Below are 14,418 nucleotides of genomic sequence, written 5' to 3' on the forward strand. Positions count from 1 at the left end.
TCCGGCGTTTGCAGGGCGGCTCTTTACTTTTCCGGAAGCAGGCGGAACTCCAGCATGAGGTTGCGCTGGAGAATGGAGTGGTTGTCGTCGGAAACGACGATGAGGCGGATGTCGTCATCCGCCATGGCGACGACGTCCAGTCCTTCCATGTTGTCGATCTGGTGGCTGAGATCGACGTCGATCAGCACGTCGCCATCGACCACGGCGCCGGGGCGGATCTTTTGACCCTCGATCCGGCGGATGCGCATGCCGATGCCGTCAGAGAGGCGGAAGCGGCGCTCCAGCAACAGGAGGTCGCCATTCGGTAGGAAGGCGCCGTCGGTGATGTCCCACGGGTCGTTGCGGGTGACCGCGAAGATACCGGCGCGCGGGCCGTCGAGTACGGCGGCGAAAACGTTCCCATCGGCGTCGAGGCTGCGTTCCGTGACGGTGACCGGTACCGCACCGAGCGGCCCCGCCTCCGGCGACATTGCCAGCGTTTCCATGCCGCGGTTGCTGCGCAGCTCGCGCAGGGGAAAGGGCAGGTCGAGGCGGCGTGCAGGCCTTTCCTCCATGAAGCCCGGATCGGGGTAGGCATCTATCCGGTGGAGGTTCTCGAAGCTCACCAGAACCTCACCCGTGCCGAGGGCAAGGCCTTCGGCGTCCATCTGGTACTTGACGTTCTCGTCCTGGCCCTTGTCGTTGAGCATCGAACGGGCCTTGAGATCGGCAAGGCCGCTCAGCCGGCCTTCAGCGTCCCGCTCGATGCGGCCGGTGAGCCAGTGGCCGGTATCAAGCACGGCGACGAAATCCTGGCGGTCGGGGCGAAAGCGGATCGCCGAGACCGCGCCAAGCAGGGGATTGCTGGACGAATAGCTGATGCCGCCGAGGAATTCGAGCTTGCCGAAGGTGCGTTGGTCAGAGCTGAAGGTGAAATGTGTGATGGTGTTGCTGGTGACCGGTAGCTCGACGGCCTCCGCCTTTGCAGCCGTCGGCAACGGCAGCGAAAGCGCGATGGTGGCAGAGAGGAGCTGGAGGCCTCGCAAAAGGCCTCCGTTACGCCGCTGCGCCGCTGCTTCAGCCGGCACGGCGGCGGCCGGCAGGGCGTCGGCTGGTGGCCTCGTCGGCGAAGAGCGAGGCGAGCTGTTCCGTCATGGCGCCAGCCAGTTCGTCGGCATCGACGATCGTCACGGCGCGGCGATAGTAGCGTGTCACGTCGTGGCCGATGCCGATGGCGAGAAGTTCGACCGGCGAGCGGGTCTCGATCTGGTCGATGACGGCGCGCAGGTGCCGCTCCAGATAATTGCCGGGGTTCACCGAAAGTGTCGAATCATCGACCGGCGCACCATCCGAGATCATCATCAGGATACGGCGCTGCTCGGGGCGGGCGAGCAGGCGGTCGTGTGCCCAGATCAGCGCCTCGCCGTCGATGTTTTCCTTCAGCAGGCCTTCGCGCATCATCAGGCCGAGATTGCGCCTTGCACGGCGCCAGGGGGCGTCGGCGCCCTTGTAGACGATGTGGCGCAGGTCGTTGAGGCGGCCGGGCGATTGCGGCTTGCCGCTGCCGAGCCATTTTTCGCGTGACTGGCCGCCCTTCCATGCCTTGGTGGTGAAGCCGAGGATCTCGACCTTCACGCCGCAGCGCTCCAGCGTGCGGGCCAGGATGTCGGCGCAGGTGGCAGCGACGGTAATCGGCCGGCCGCGCATCGAGCCGGAATTGTCGATGAGGAGCGTCACGACTGTATCGCGGAAGGTGGTGTCCTTCTCACGCTTGAACGAGAGCGGCTGCATCGGATCGATGATGATGCGTTGCAGGCGGGCGCTGTCGAGGTAGCCCTCTTCGAGGTCGAACTCCCAGGCGCGGTTCTGCTGCGCCATCAAGCGGCGCTGCAGGCGGTTGGCAAGGCGGCCGACCGCGCCCTGAAGGTGGGCAAGCTGCTTGTCGAGGAAGGCGCGCAGGCGGTCGAGTTCGGCCTCGTCGCAGAGCTCCTCCGCGGTGATCGTCTCGTCGAATTCCTGTGTGAAGACCGAATAGTCGACCTTCTCGTTGAAGTCGGTAAAGGGATGGTTCGGGCGGCGGACCTCGCCCGGTGTTTCGCTGTCGTCGCCGTCGTCATCGACGAGGTCGTCGTCGGAGATTTCCGCGCCGTCCATCTCGCCTTCGTCCATCTGCTCGTCGGACGTCTCGTTCTCGTCGGCAGGTGCGGCGTCGTCGCCAGCGTCTTCCTGGCTCTCGTTGTCTTCCTGTTCGTCGCTGCGCGGCTGATTCTCGTCCTCGGGCGTCTCCGAATCGTCAGGCTCGGTTTCGTCCTCGCCATACTGTTCGGCGACGTTCATCGAGGCGAGCATGTTGCGCACCACGCGGGAAAAGGCCTGCTGGTCGTTGATGGCGGCGGTCAGGCCGTCCATGTCCTTGCCGGCCTTGTCGGTGATGAAGTCGCGCCAGAGGTCCAGCACCTTGCCGGCGGAGGCAGGCGGGGCCTGGCCCGTGAGTTTTTCACGCACAATGAGCGCGACGGCCTCTTCGAGGGGCGCATCTGCCTGACGGGTGATCGCGCCGAAATTCGCCTTGGCGTATTTCTCCGTCAGCATGGTGGTGAGGTTCTGCGCCATGCCCGGCATGCGGTTGGAGCCGATGGCCTCGACGCGTGCCTGTTCGACCGCGTCGAAGATCGCGCGGGCATCGGCACCCTGCGGCGACATGGTGGCGTGGATGCGAGCGTCGTGGCAGGCCTTGCGCAGCGCCATCGAATCACCGAGGCCGCGGGTGATCGCGACTTCGGTGGGCGAGGGGCGCTTCGTCAGTTCCGGCAGGCGAATGCGCTCGCCAGTCATTCCGGGTCGCTCGTTGGCGAAGGTGACCTCCACCTCGCCATCGCCGGAGACGGCGCGGACGCAACCGCTCACGGCGCGGCGGAACGGCTCCATGTCGACCACGCCGCCGGGCCTCGGCTTCGAATTGTCTCCGCGAGCTGCCATGCGCTTCTACCGGGCCCTAGGCCGTCGCCTCCAGCACGATGTTGGCGGCACTTTCCTTCAGCTCCACACCGAAGGCGCGCTGATAGAGTTCCGCGACCAGCGTCCGTTCCAGCTCGTCACACTTGTTGAGGAAGGTGACACGGAAGGCGAAGGCGAGATCACCGAAGATCTCGGCGTTTTCACCCCAGGTGATGACCGTACGCGGGCTCATCACGGTCGAGAGGTCGCCGTTGATAAAGGCGGCGCGGGTGAGATCGGCAACGCGAACCATGCGCGAGATCGTGTCGCGGCCGTCCTTGCCGGCGGCCAGGCGCTTTACCTTGGCGGCGACGATGCTGACTTCGTGATCGTGCGGCAGGTAGTTCAGCGTGGTGACGATCGACCAGCGGTCCATCTGTGCCTGGTTGATCTGCTGCGTGCCGTGATAGAGGCCCGTCGTATCGCCGAGGCCGACCGTGTTGGCCGTCGCGAACAGGCGGAAGGCGGGGTGCGGGCGGATGACGCGGCTCTGGTCGAGCAGGGTCAGGCGACCGGCGGATTCCAGCACGCGCTGGATGACGAACATCACATCCGGGCGGCCGGCGTCGTATTCGTCGAAGACGAGCGCGACATTGTGCTGGTAGGCCCAGGGCAGGATGCCGTCCTTGAATTCGGTGACCTGCAAGCCGTCCTTGACGACGATCGCGTCCTTGCCGACAAGATCGATACGGCTGACATGGCTGTCGAGGTTGACGCGCACGCACGGCCAGTTGAGGCGCGCGGCGACCTGCTCGATATGGGTCGACTTGCCCGTGCCGTGGTAGCCGGAGACCATGACGCGGCGATTGTGCGCAAAGCCCGCGAGAATGGCGAGGGTGGTTTCCCGGTCGAACAGGTAGTCCGGGTCGAGGTCCGGTACGTAAGCGTCCGCCTTGGAGTAGGCCGGGACCTTGAGGTCCGTATCAATGCCGAAAACCTCCCGAACGGATACCGTGGTATCGGGGAGGTTGGAAATATCGAGATCCATCTTGCTCATCACGTCTCCGCGGGCGGTGGGTTTGCCTCCACCCCAATATCCTAGTGCACGCCGACTGCGCCCTTTGCCTGATAGCATCGTGCGAAACCGGGCGATTCCGTCCGGCCGCAAAATGCTCTAGCAGAAGCCGGCCTGCTTTAACAATTGATATGCTTGGATGACCGCGCGAAAACGCTCTTCCGAGCCTCTATCTCCGCCATTTGCATCGGGGTGATGCTTTTTGACAAGGGCTTTGTAGGCGGTCTTGATGTCCTGTGCTGTCGCATCGGCGGAAAGACCGAGTGTATCGTAGGCCTTCGCCTCCAGCGTTTTCAGCTTTCTCGCGCGCGGCTCCATCTGCGGCCGGCGGCCTTTGCCTTCGGGGAAAAAGCCGAAGGGGTCGCGGATGCGCTGATTTGCCCCGGCGGAACCCGAGCGTGCTGTGCCCTGCGCGGGGCCGTTTTTGGCGGCCTTGTTGACGCCGATCGTCCAGGTCGGACGGTGACCGGTGATGGCCTCCTTCTGGTAGCGGGCGATCTCGCCGTCGGAGAGGCCGGAGAAGTAATTGTAACCCTTGTTGTATTCCTTGACGTGCTCGAAGCAGAACATGAAATACTGGCCTTCGGCATTGCGGCCGACGGGCGCGCGATGCACGGCATTCTCTTCGCAGCCATCCCACTGACAGGTCGGCGCGGAACGTTCCGGACGCTCCATGCGCCGCTTCGTGCGGATGCGGTCGAAGTATTTGGAATCGAGTTTCATGGCCCCATTATGGGGTTCAGGATGGCCTGCAACAAGAATTGACAAAGCGGATTGTTGCTGGCTTTGTGGAACCATTTTGTGCATTGCGGCGCACGGTTTCCGCCGCCCAAGGTCTGCCATGTCCATGAAGTCCAGCATCACCGAAAAGCTGACCGCCGCCTTCGCGCCGGAGCGGCTCGACGTCCTCAACGAGAGCCACCTGCATGCCGGCCACCAGCCGGATTTCAACGGCGAGGGGGAGACGCATATGCGCGTGCGCATCGTCGCTTCCGCCTTTGCCGGCATGAGCCGCGTGGCGCGCCACCGGGCGATCAACGATCTGGTGAAGGCGGAGTTCGATGCGGGCCTGCATGCCCTGGCCGTCGAGGCGGCGGCACCTGGGGAGGCAACCCGCTGGTGATCAGGTCCGCGGCGCTTCCGGCTCGACCGGGCGGACGCGCAGCTTGGTGATGCGGTTCTTCACCCGCTTCATGACGATGAAGCGCTTGCCGTAGAAGGTGAAGGCCTGGCGCTCTTCCGGGATCGATTTCGATTCGTGAATGACGAGGCCGGCAATGGTCGTTGCTTCCTCGTCGGGGAGGTTCCAGTCGAAGGCGCGGTTGAGGTCGCGGATCGTCACGCCGCCGTCGACGACGAGCGAACCGTCCGCCTCCTGCCGCACGCCCTGCATGTCGACATCCTTCTCGTCGGAGATATCGCCGACAATTTCCTTCAGAATGTCTTGCAGGGTGACGAGGCCCTGCACCTCGCCATATTCGTCGACCACGGTCGCGAAATGCTCCTTGCGGCGCAGGAATGCGGCAAGCTGCTCCTTGAGCGTCGTGGTGTCGGGCACGAACCAGGGTTTTTGCGCCACCCGGGTGATGTCGAGGTTCTTCGGCTCAATACCCGGCTCCGCCAGCGCGCGCAAAAGATCCTTGGCGTGCACGACGCCGACGATGTTGTCGACGGAGCCCGCCCAGAGCGGCATGCGCGTATAAGGGCTTTCCAGCACGGCCTTGACGATCTCCTCTGGTGGATCGCCGGCGTTCAGCGCCCGCATCGTCGTGCGATGGACCATGATGTCGGAGACCTCGAGCGCATCGAGGTCGAGCATGCCGGAGGATTTTTCCCGATCGGACTTTGCCGCTGCGCCGTCGCGGGCAGACTGGCCGTTCCGGCGGTCTCCCTCCGCTTCGCGCGCGTCCTGATGTCTGCGCCAGAGCGCGGCGATCGAACGGCGCCAGCGGAAAAGAACCACAACGAGAACAATGAGGCCGAGCAGCAGAATGACCAGCGGCCAGGAGACGGGAGCGAGCGCGGCGGGCGTGTCGCTGTTCATTTCGGCAGCTTTTCCTTGAGGAAAGCGATGACCTCGGATTGCGGCACGTCGTCGGCGACGAAGGACTGGCCGACGCCGCGCGTCAGGATGAAGGTGAGCTTGCCGCCCTTGACCTTCTTGTCCTGGGCGATGGCGTCCATCAGCACGTCCGCCGGCGGCAGGCCGCCCGCGATCTGGTTCATGGCGGTCGGCAGGCCAACGTCGGCGAGATGTGCCTCCACACGCTTGCCGTCGTCGGGGCTGGCAAGGTTCATGCGGGCGGAAAACTGATAGGCAAGCACCATGCCGATCGAGACGCCCTCGCCGTGCACGAGGCGGGCGCTATCATACTGCGTCGCCGCCTCCAGCGCATGGCCGAAGGTATGGCCGAGATTGAGCAAAGCGCGCTGGCCGTTCTCCCGCTCGTCCGCGGCAACGACGTCGGCTTTGGCCTGGCAGCTCGTGGCGATCGCCTCGATGCGGGCCTCGCCGCCGGCAAAGACGGCACGCCAGTTCTTTTCCAGCCAGGCGAAAAAGTCCGGTTTGTCGATCAGGCCGTATTTGGCGACTTCAGCATAGCCGGCGCGGAATTCACGCAGGGACAGCGTATCGAGTACATCCGTATCGGCGAGTACCAGGTCCGGTTGGTGGAAGACGCCGATGAGGTTCTTGCCGTGTGGCGAGTTGATGCCGGTCTTGCCGCCGACGGAGGAATCGACCTGCGCGAGCAGCGAGGTCGGAACCTGAATGAAGCGCGAACCACGGCGCGCGATACCGGCGGCAAAGCCGGTGAGGTCGCCGATGACGCCGCCGCCGAGCGCCACGACCGCGTCGTTGCGCTCGATGCGGGCGGCGAGCACGCTGTCGCAGACGCTGATCAGGTGTTCGAAGCTCTTCGTCTTCTCGCCGGCCGGCAGCACGAGAGAGACGGCCTCGATGCCCTCCGCCTTCAGCGCGGCCATGAAATTGTCGAGATAGAGGGGGGCGACATGCGCGTCTGTGACGACGGCGATCTTGCGGCCCTTGAGGCGGCTGGCGATCTCGCGGCCGGCGGCGGCGATGAGGCCGGGGCCAATCAGGATATCATAGGAACGGTCGCCCAGATCGACCCGGACGGTACGGCGGGCGTTGGCAGGTGCAGTCGCAGTCATTGTCATCTCGTCAGGCTTTCTTGGCAGCGGCGGTGATCGCGGCGAGCACCTCCTCCACCATGGTTTCCTTCTTCACATCACGCGACAGGACCGTGAGATCGGCCTGCGCATAGATCGGATAGCGGGCGTTCATGAGGTTTTCGAGCGTCTGGCGCGGGTTTTCCGTTTTCAGCAGCGGGCGGGTGTCGCGCTTGTTGACGCGCTCCCAGAGGACGTCGAGGTCTGCGTTCAGCCAGACCGAGAGTCCACCACGCTTGATGTGCTTGCGTGTGTTCTCATTGATATAGGCGCCGCCGCCGGTTGATACGACCCGCGGGCCGGAGCGCAGCAGGCGCTTGATGACGCGGGTCTCCAGCGCGCGGAACTCCGCTTCGCCATAGGCCGCGAACAGGTCGGTGATCGACATGCGCGAGACGCGCTCAATCTCATGGTCGCTGTCGATGAAGGGAATGCCGAGCGCTTGCGCGGTCATGCGGCCGATCGCCGACTTGCCGGCGCCCATCAGGCCGATCAGCACGAGGTTACGCTTGCCGAGCACGGCGCGGGCCGCCTCGGCAAGCGTGGGGGCAAGCGTGAGAGGGGGCTGGTCGGTCAGCTCGGTCATTCGCGTTTTCCGGGGTTTCGTCCCTTTCCGTATCGACAAAAGCGCTGGAAGCGTCAAGCCTCGGCGCGGATCCATCGCTTGCGCCGGGCCGCGGCCGGCCTTGCACTCGGCCTATGGTGGGGCGATATAGGGACCATCGTCCCGGAGAGTGCCATGCCGACCCTGTTCCGATTCCTGTTCTTCTGCGCCGTGATCGCCGGCTCGATCTATGGCTCGATGGTGGCGCTGGTGACGTTCGTGGAGCCGACAGAGCGCGAGGTAACGATCCGCATTCCCTCCGAACGGGTGAACTCGCAACAATGAGGGACCCATCCGCCCTTCAGGTCGAGTCCTTTCTTGAGATGATGAGCGCCGAACGCGGCGCGGCGACGAATACGCTGCAATCCTACGAGCGGGACCTGGAGGATGCGCGTTCCTTCCTCAACGAGCGGAGCGTGCGCTTGGTTGAGGCGGCGCCGGATGATTTGCGCGCCTATCTTGCCCATCTCGCCCGGCAGGGCTTTGCGGCGTCCTCTCAGGCCCGCCGGCTTTCGGCGCTGCGGCAGTTCTTCAAGTTCCTTTATGGCGAGGGGCTGCGCGGCGATGACCCGACCGGCATTCTCGACGCACCCCGCAAGGGCCGGTCGCTGCCGAAGACGCTGAGCGTCGAGGATGTCGGCCGCCTGATCGCCCGTGCGGAGGTCGAGGCGGCGGAGCCGGGCAACACGCTTCTGCTGCGCCGCCGCATGCATCTTCTGGTGGAGCTTCTCTACGCAACCGGTCTGCGCGTCAGCGAGCTCGTCTCGCTCCCGGCCAGCGTGCTGGCGCAGACCGGTCGCTTCCTCATCGTGAAGGGCAAGGGCAACAAGGAGCGGCTGGTGCCGTTGTCGCGTGCCGCCGTTGCAGCGCTCGAAACCTATCGCGAAGCGCTGGCCGCCGATATCGGCGATGATCCGGCTGCGGGCGCCTTCCTGTTTCCGGCAAAGAGCAAGGAGGGGCATCTTCCGCGCCAGGTGTTTGCCCGCGACCTGAAGGCGCTGGCCGGGCGAGCGGGAATCCGGGCCTCGACGCTCTCGCCACACGTGTTGCGCCATGCTTTCGCCAGCCATCTCCTGCAGAACGGCGCGGACCTACGTGCGGTGCAGGAACTGCTCGGCCATCAAGACATTTCGACGACACAAATCTATACGCATGTGCTGGAAGAACGGCTCCACCAGCTCGTTCAGACCCATCACCCCCTTGCCAAACAGGCAAAAAAACCGGATTAGGACCCCTCTTCATGCCACTGGCCCTTGGCCGACGGCATCCTGACGCGGTTTGAGCAAACGATCGGAAACGCATCTCATGCACAACTACCTCGATTTCGAAAAGCCCATCTCGGATCTCGAAGGCAAGATCCACGAGCTCCGCAAGCTCGCCGAGGAAGATGAGAGCATCGACACGACGGATGAGGTCGGCCGGCTGGAAGTGCGCGCCCGGGAGGCGATGGCCGATATCTATGCGAAGCTGACGCCCTGGCAGAAGACGCAGGTTGCGCGCCATCCCCAGCGCCCGCATTTCCTCGATTTCGCCGCCCAGCTCTTCGAAGAGTTCACCCCGCTTGCCGGTGACCGCAAGTTCGCCGAGGACGAGGCGATCCAGGCTGGCCTCGGTCGTTTCAACGGTGAGGCCGTCGCCATCATCGGGCAGGAAAAGGGCAACGACACCAAGTCGCGCCTCAAGCACAATTTCGGCAGTGCTCGGCCGGAAGGCTACCGCAAGGCGATCCGCGTCATGGAAATGGCAGACCGCTTCGGCCTGCCGATCATCACGCTGATCGACACGGCGGGCGCCTATCCCGGCATCGGCGCGGAAGAGCGCGGCCAGGCCGAAGCCATCGCCCGCTCCACCGAAATGTGCCTCAATGTCCGCGTGCCGATCGTTTCGGTGGTGCTGGGCGAGGGCGGTTCGGGCGGTGCCATCGCGATCGCCACCGGCGACCGCGTCTATATGCTCGAACATGCGATCTACAGCGTGATCTCGCCGGAAGGCGCCGCCTCCATCCTCTGGCGTGATTCCACGCGGGCCAAGGAAGCGGCCAGCAACATGAAGATCACCGCCGAGGATTTGAAGACCTTCGGCATCATTGACGGGATCATCCAGGAGCCTGTTGGCGGCGCGCACCGCGATCCGCAGGGTGTTATCGCCCGCACCGGCGACGTCATTGCGGCTGCGCTCAAGGATCTTTCGGCAAAGCCGGGCGACCAGCTGCGAAAGGATCGCCGCCAGCGTTACCTCAACATCGGCCGCCAGCTCTGAGCGGATTCTTGCCGATCGCCGGCTTTCGCCCCATCTCGGCCATAATCTTTGTGTCTGAAACGGTGCGGCGTGCCGGCAGCCTCGCAAAAGAATTTCCGGTTAACACTTTATGAAGTATAAGCCGGTTACCACTGCGCGTCCGCCCGCCGGCGCGACGGCTTGCGATCTCGTGATTGTTGACGGACCTCTGGAATGCGCCTGACTGCTCTTGCCGCCGTATCGCTTCTTGCTGTGGCCGCCGCCGGCTGCACCAACGAGACGCTCGACACGTTCGATAAAGTCGACGTCGATATCACCAAGGTTTCCAAGAAGACCGACTACCAGCTTTCCTCGGCGGTGCTCGGCAAGCTTTCCTCGATGAACATCGACCGGTCTTCGCCGATGATGCTGCGCATCTTCAAGGAAGAGGGCCGGTTGGAGTTGTGGAAGGCCGACCGCTCGAACCGCTACCAGCTGGTGCGCAACTACAAGATCTGCGCCTGGTCGGGCAAACTCGGGCCAAAGATGAAGGAAGGCGACCGTCAGGCGCCGGAAGGGTTCTATCCGCTGTCCAAGGCGAACATGAACCCGAACTCGAGCTATTTCCTAGCCATCAACACCGGCTTTCCGAATGCCTTTGACCGCGCCAACAAGGCGAGCGGTACGCATTTGATGATCCACGGCGCCTGTTCGTCGTCCGGCTGCTACTCGATGACCGACGAGCAGATGGTCGAGATCTTCGCCTTCGCGCGTGATGCCTTCAATGGCGGACAGTCGACGATCCAGCTCCAGGCGTTCCCGTTCCGCATGACCGCGGAAAACATGGCGCGCCACCGCGACAATCCGAATATCGACTTCTGGAAGATGTTGAAGGTCGGTTACGACCATTTCGAGCTGACCAAGCGTCCGCCGGAGGTCAATGTCTGCGAGAAGAAGTACGTCTTCAACCAGCAGGCCGACAAAGCCTTCTCGCCGGCGGGTGCCTGCCCGGCGATGACGACGCCGGCGAGCCTTGAAGTGGCGCTCGGCAGCTACAACAAGACCTATGCGGCAGCCTATGCCAAGGCCATGCAGAAATATGACGGCACGGTCTGGGTCGAGCCTTCGGAAGCCCAGCGCAAGGCGATCGTCGCCGACCAGCGCAAAGGGCGTGAACTCGCCTATGCGCCGACCGGCAATTCGCTGGATGCCGGCAAGCTGATGACCACCCGCGAAATCGCCGAGCAGAAGCGTAAGGTCGAAGAGGCCGAAAAGCGCAAGGTCGAGGCAGCGGAGCGCGCGGTTCGCGAGGCCGAAGAGGCGAAGCTTGCGGCGGAACAGGCGAAGATCAAGGAAGCGGAAGCCTTCGCTGCCGATGTCGCGGCTGAAAAAGCCGAGAAACAGGCGCGGGGCGCGGGCGCACTACCAGTGCCGGAAGAAAATCCGGGCGTTGCCGCCGTCGAGAAGAAGGACGTAAAACCCTTCTGGAAGTTCTGGAACAACAAGGCCGAGCCGCGCAAGGCTGAGCCTGTTGCCGAGGTGACCGAGCAGAGCCAGCAGGATGCGGGTCGGCAGGCAGTACAGAAGACGGAGACCACCGTCGTCGCGACCACCGGCCAGCCTGTTCAAAAGCCGGTTGCCGGTGCCGATGCGCTGCCGGTGCCGGAAGAAAATCCGAGCGTTCAGGTCGTTGAGAAGGCGGCGGAAAAGCCGTTCTGGAAGTTCTGGCAGAAATGACCGCGCCAGGGACCAGCGTCGATGCCGAGGTCTACGACCTGCGCGGCCTGAAATGCCCACTGCCGGTGATGAAGACGCGCAAACGCCTTTCGACGATGGATGCCGGCAGCGTGCTCTGGGTGGAGACCACCGACCCGCTGGCCGTCATCGACATTCCCCATTTCTGCCACGAGGATGGCCACGCGCTCGAAGCAAGCGAGCGCGTCGAAGCGGGGCATCGTTTCCTGATCCGCAAGAAGGCGTGAACCTGCGGCTTCGTGTTTTTCCGCTCGATTGATCTGGTTTCGAATGACGGGTGCCATTCGCCCGTACATTGTTGGCCGTTCAAGCTGTCCCCGGGTCTTAATGGCTCTCGGCGACTTCCGTCGTTCCGTCGCCGCGCCCGAGCAGGTCGTCGATACGCTTGCGCTCGACCTCGAACTGGGTAAGGGCCTTGCCCTCTAGCGACTTGCCGCCGGGCAGGCGGATCTTCAACGCGTCCACCTTGTTGCCGTTGACGATCATCTCGTAATGCAGGTGCGGGCCGGTCGAAAGACCGGTCGAGCCGACATAGCCGATAACCTGGCCTTGGCGGACCTTGACGCCGGGCTTGATGCCCTTGGCGATGGCGTTCTGGTGATTGTACGACGAGACATAGCCATTGGCATGGCGGATCAGCGTCTGGTTGCCGTAGCCGCCGGAATCCCAGCCTGCCTTCTCGACGACACCGTTGCCGGCCGCGATGATGGGCGTGCCGCGCGGTGCCGACCAGTCGACACCGGTATGCATGCGCGAAAAGCCGAGGATCGGGTGGCGCCGCATACCGAAGCCGGAGCGGAATGTGCCGTTCGGGACCGGGTTGCGCAGCAGGAACTGCCGGATGCTCTTGCCGTTCTCGTCGTAATAGTCGACGGAATCGTCTTCCGGGTTCTGGAAGCGGTAGACGCGGGTTTCCGTGTCGCCGAACTTGGCATCGAGGAAGAGGATTTCCGATTCCTCGGTGGCCGCGCCGTTCTGGTCGGTGACGGAGAAAAAGGCTTCGAGTGAATCCGTCGGTCGCAGCTGCGCCTGGAAATCGACATTGCTGGCAAGGACACGGATGACCTCCGCCGTCATGTCCTTGCCCATGCCGTAGGAAAGCGCGGCGCGATAGATGCCGTCATAGACGCGTGGCAGGTCGCGTCCCGCGATGATGGCGGGCCTGTCGTCGTCGTCGAAGGCGGTGGCGACGGCGTCGAGCACCGGCGGCTCCGTTCCGTTGACGAAGCGGCCTTGGTCGTCAAGCGCGGCGGTCGTCACATGGCGGCCGCGCGAATAGACGCTGGCGCGCACGATGCTGGCTTCCTTGCCCTTCTGCACGATGCAGATGCGCAGCACGTCGCCCTCGGCCAGCTGCTTGCTGCCCAGCGGACTTTCGAGATAGGCGGAAAGGTCTTCGGCCTGGGCCTTCGTGTAGCCGGCGGCCGTCATGATCTCGCCGATATCGGCGGCGCGGCGTACGGGGATGACGTCGTCGGCATATTCGGTATCGTCGGGCGTCAGCGTATCGAAGGTCGAGACGCTCATGTTCTCTTCGACGATGCGGGCCGTCAGGCCCTGCAGGAGGTCGAGATCGGACGAGTCCGAGGCGAAGCGCTGCGGATCCACATAGTAGAGGGAGGCGACCTGCGTGCTGCCGTCCGTCAGCACCGAGCCGTTGGTGCGCACATTCTCCTCGACCTCCTCGATCGACATCTGGTCGGCATAGTCGAGCGCCGAGCCGCCGGTCGGGAAGGCGTCGGTCTGCAGCGCGACCTCCGATTCGACATCCGAACCGTAGATCGTACCCATGCGCGAGGCGGGCGCTGCATCCTTGCCATTGGTGGAGAAGATCGCGAGCGGGTCGAAGCGCGGATAGTCCTCACTCGTCGCGTGGTTCGCGGCGAGCGCCATCTTCACATGGGCGAAGGGCTGCCGGCGCACCACTTCCTTCTCGCCGTCATGGATCACGGTGGAGATTTCCATGATCTTCTTGTCAGCCGGCTTGGCGACGATGGCCGTCTCGACCACGCGTTCGCCGCGCTTTGCCGTTTCGCCGGACTTGCTGGTCTGGTTCGCCGTGCCGAGGGCCGCAAAGGCCTCGGCCGGAATGGCGAGTTGCTGGCGCCCGTCGAGCGCGGCGAACAGCGCGACACCCATCAGGATGGAGGAGGTGATACCGGTCAGGAACGTGCCGGAGAGCCAGCGAAGCGAGATTTCCCGGCGGTCGGGCGCCTTGCGTCCGTCGGCGAGAATCGGCGGTTCATTGCCGAGGGATCGGATCATGTTCCGGTCAGTGGTCATGCCGATTGCGCTTCGCCCTGTGTCGCGGTCTGTTTTCAGCGCGGGACCATGCACGCAGGAAGGCATGCGAGTCAAATCACGCTCGTTCTTGTGAACTCCTCTAGAGTGCCGGAATGTGAAAATCTGAGGGCAAGTCGGGGCAAACGCCTTTTCTTCCGCCGCAAAACCCTGAAAATCCGGAGGAGCCGCATAGCGGACGTATCTTTCTGCTGATTTTTTCAAAAAACTGTCACATGCCCTGTTGACGGTTCAAAAGTGTGGGCCTATAACCCGGCCATCGAACGAGAGCGGCGGCGCTTCTGGCGGCCGACGAACTCGCTCTAGGGTTTCCTGATGGAGCTGGTGAGAATTGAGCCTGATTTGGTTCGGGTGATTT

At 63.8% G+C, this 14,418-nt stretch carries 14 protein-coding genes; 6 read left to right on the forward strand and 8 right to left on the reverse strand.

What is annotated here, in order from left to right; translation table 11 throughout:
* Positions 1-23: 23 nt before the first annotated feature.
* The 4 genes from P9A16_RS23015 to P9A16_RS23030 form a co-directional block, all read right to left on the reverse strand.
* Positions 24-1,025 carry an esterase-like activity of phytase family protein gene (locus P9A16_RS23015; RefSeq protein ID WP_023516503.1) on the reverse strand — a complete coding sequence of 334 codons (1,002 nt, stop codon included), beginning with the start codon at positions 1,023-1,025 and terminating at the stop codon, positions 24-26.
* Between the two features lie 31 nt (positions 1,026-1,056).
* On the reverse strand, positions 1,057-2,958 hold the full coding sequence (gene cobT, locus P9A16_RS23020) for a cobaltochelatase subunit CobT (RefSeq protein ID WP_037405711.1): 1,902 nt from the start codon (positions 2,956-2,958) through the stop codon (positions 1,057-1,059).
* A 16-nt stretch (positions 2,959-2,974) separates the two neighbouring features.
* Positions 2,975-3,973, reverse strand: a complete 999-nt coding sequence (gene cobS / locus P9A16_RS23025; RefSeq protein WP_023516501.1) for a cobaltochelatase subunit CobS — start codon at positions 3,971-3,973, stop codon at positions 2,975-2,977.
* Between the two features lie 117 nt (positions 3,974-4,090).
* Positions 4,091-4,714 (reverse strand): J domain-containing protein, encoded by a 624-nt coding sequence (locus tag P9A16_RS23030; RefSeq protein ID WP_023515281.1) that lies wholly within the window; start codon positions 4,712-4,714, stop codon positions 4,091-4,093.
* A gap of 118 nt (positions 4,715-4,832) precedes the next feature.
* On the opposite strand from P9A16_RS23030, the gene P9A16_RS23035 reads away from it, so the two are divergent.
* The gene (locus P9A16_RS23035) at positions 4,833-5,114 is read left to right on the forward strand and encodes a BolA family protein (RefSeq protein WP_023515282.1); all 282 of its coding nucleotides are present in this window, start codon (positions 4,833-4,835) and stop codon (positions 5,112-5,114) included.
* On the opposite strand, the gene P9A16_RS23040 is transcribed toward P9A16_RS23035, so the two are convergent.
* Genes P9A16_RS23040 through P9A16_RS23050 form a run of 3 tightly spaced genes read right to left on the reverse strand, consistent with a single transcriptional unit; the run spans position 5,115 to position 7,769 of the window.
* Complete coding sequence (locus tag P9A16_RS23040; RefSeq protein WP_023515283.1) at positions 5,115-6,035, reverse strand: transporter associated domain-containing protein; 921 nt, start codon at positions 6,033-6,035, stop codon at positions 5,115-5,117.
* On the reverse strand, positions 6,032-7,165 hold the full coding sequence (aroB, locus tag P9A16_RS23045) for a 3-dehydroquinate synthase (protein ID WP_023515284.1): 1,134 nt from the start codon (positions 7,163-7,165) through the stop codon (positions 6,032-6,034). The genes P9A16_RS23040 and aroB overlap by 4 nt, the downstream gene beginning before the upstream one ends.
* 10 nt (positions 7,166-7,175) lie before the next feature.
* The gene (locus tag P9A16_RS23050; protein WP_023515285.1) at positions 7,176-7,769 is read right to left on the reverse strand and encodes a shikimate kinase; all 594 of its coding nucleotides are present in this window, start codon (positions 7,767-7,769) and stop codon (positions 7,176-7,178) included.
* Between the two features lie 153 nt (positions 7,770-7,922).
* Here P9A16_RS23050 and P9A16_RS23055 point away from each other — a divergent pair, with 153 nt between their 5' ends.
* The 5 genes from P9A16_RS23055 (at position 7,923) to P9A16_RS23075 (ending at position 11,986) form a co-directional block, all read left to right on the forward strand.
* A complete protein-coding gene (locus tag P9A16_RS23055) occupies positions 7,923-8,072 on the forward strand; it encodes a hypothetical protein (protein WP_023515286.1) in 150 nt (49 codons plus the stop codon).
* Positions 8,069-9,016, forward strand: a complete 948-nt coding sequence (gene xerD, locus P9A16_RS23060; protein ID WP_023515287.1) for a site-specific tyrosine recombinase XerD — start codon at positions 8,069-8,071, stop codon at positions 9,014-9,016. The genes P9A16_RS23055 and xerD overlap by 4 nt, the downstream gene beginning before the upstream one ends.
* A gap of 76 nt (positions 9,017-9,092) precedes the next feature.
* Complete coding sequence (locus P9A16_RS23065) at positions 9,093-10,046, forward strand: acetyl-CoA carboxylase carboxyltransferase subunit alpha (protein WP_023515288.1); 954 nt, start codon at positions 9,093-9,095, stop codon at positions 10,044-10,046.
* A 192-nt stretch (positions 10,047-10,238) separates the two neighbouring features.
* Entirely contained in the window at positions 10,239-11,741 is a 1,503-nt protein-coding gene (locus P9A16_RS23070; RefSeq protein WP_023515289.1) for a L,D-transpeptidase family protein, read from the forward strand.
* Positions 11,738-11,986 carry a sulfurtransferase TusA family protein gene (locus P9A16_RS23075; RefSeq protein ID WP_023515290.1) on the forward strand — a complete coding sequence of 83 codons (249 nt, stop codon included), beginning with the start codon at positions 11,738-11,740 and terminating at the stop codon, positions 11,984-11,986. The genes P9A16_RS23070 and P9A16_RS23075 overlap by 4 nt, the downstream gene beginning before the upstream one ends.
* A 97-nt stretch (positions 11,987-12,083) precedes the next feature.
* Here P9A16_RS23075 and P9A16_RS23080 read toward each other — a convergent pair whose 3' ends face one another.
* On the reverse strand, positions 12,084-14,042 hold the full coding sequence (locus tag P9A16_RS23080) for a M23 family metallopeptidase (protein WP_037405704.1): 1,959 nt from the start codon (positions 14,040-14,042) through the stop codon (positions 12,084-12,086).
* Positions 14,043-14,418 lie beyond the last annotated feature (376 nt).

Source organism: Shinella sp. 838 (assembly GCF_029623935.1).
Taxonomy (GTDB): Bacteria; Pseudomonadota; Alphaproteobacteria; order Rhizobiales; family Rhizobiaceae; genus Shinella.

Coding starts and splice junctions, on each gene's coding strand:
- cobT (WP_037405711.1), bottom strand. CDS start 2,958: ATGGCAGCTCGCGGAGACAATTCGAAGCCGAGGCCCGGCGGCGTGGTC.
- P9A16_RS23080 (WP_037405704.1), bottom strand. CDS start 14,042: ATGACCACTGACCGGAACATGATCCGATCCCTCGGCAATGAACCGCCG.
- P9A16_RS23055 (WP_023515286.1), top strand. CDS start 7,923: ATGCCGACCCTGTTCCGATTCCTGTTCTTCTGCGCCGTGATCGCCGGC.
- P9A16_RS23050 (WP_023515285.1), bottom strand. CDS start 7,769: ATGACCGAGCTGACCGACCAGCCCCCTCTCACGCTTGCCCCCACGCTT.
- P9A16_RS23035 (WP_023515282.1), top strand. CDS start 4,833: ATGTCCATGAAGTCCAGCATCACCGAAAAGCTGACCGCCGCCTTCGCG.
- xerD (WP_023515287.1), top strand. CDS start 8,069: ATGAGGGACCCATCCGCCCTTCAGGTCGAGTCCTTTCTTGAGATGATG.
- P9A16_RS23070 (WP_023515289.1), top strand. CDS start 10,239: ATGCGCCTGACTGCTCTTGCCGCCGTATCGCTTCTTGCTGTGGCCGCC.
- P9A16_RS23065 (WP_023515288.1), top strand. CDS start 9,093: ATGCACAACTACCTCGATTTCGAAAAGCCCATCTCGGATCTCGAAGGC.
- P9A16_RS23040 (WP_023515283.1), bottom strand. CDS start 6,035: ATGAACAGCGACACGCCCGCCGCGCTCGCTCCCGTCTCCTGGCCGCTG.
- aroB (WP_023515284.1), bottom strand. CDS start 7,165: ATGACTGCGACTGCACCTGCCAACGCCCGCCGTACCGTCCGGGTCGAT.
- P9A16_RS23030 (WP_023515281.1), bottom strand. CDS start 4,714: ATGAAACTCGATTCCAAATACTTCGACCGCATCCGCACGAAGCGGCGC.
- cobS (WP_023516501.1), bottom strand. CDS start 3,973: ATGAGCAAGATGGATCTCGATATTTCCAACCTCCCCGATACCACGGTA.
- P9A16_RS23075 (WP_023515290.1), top strand. CDS start 11,738: ATGACCGCGCCAGGGACCAGCGTCGATGCCGAGGTCTACGACCTGCGC.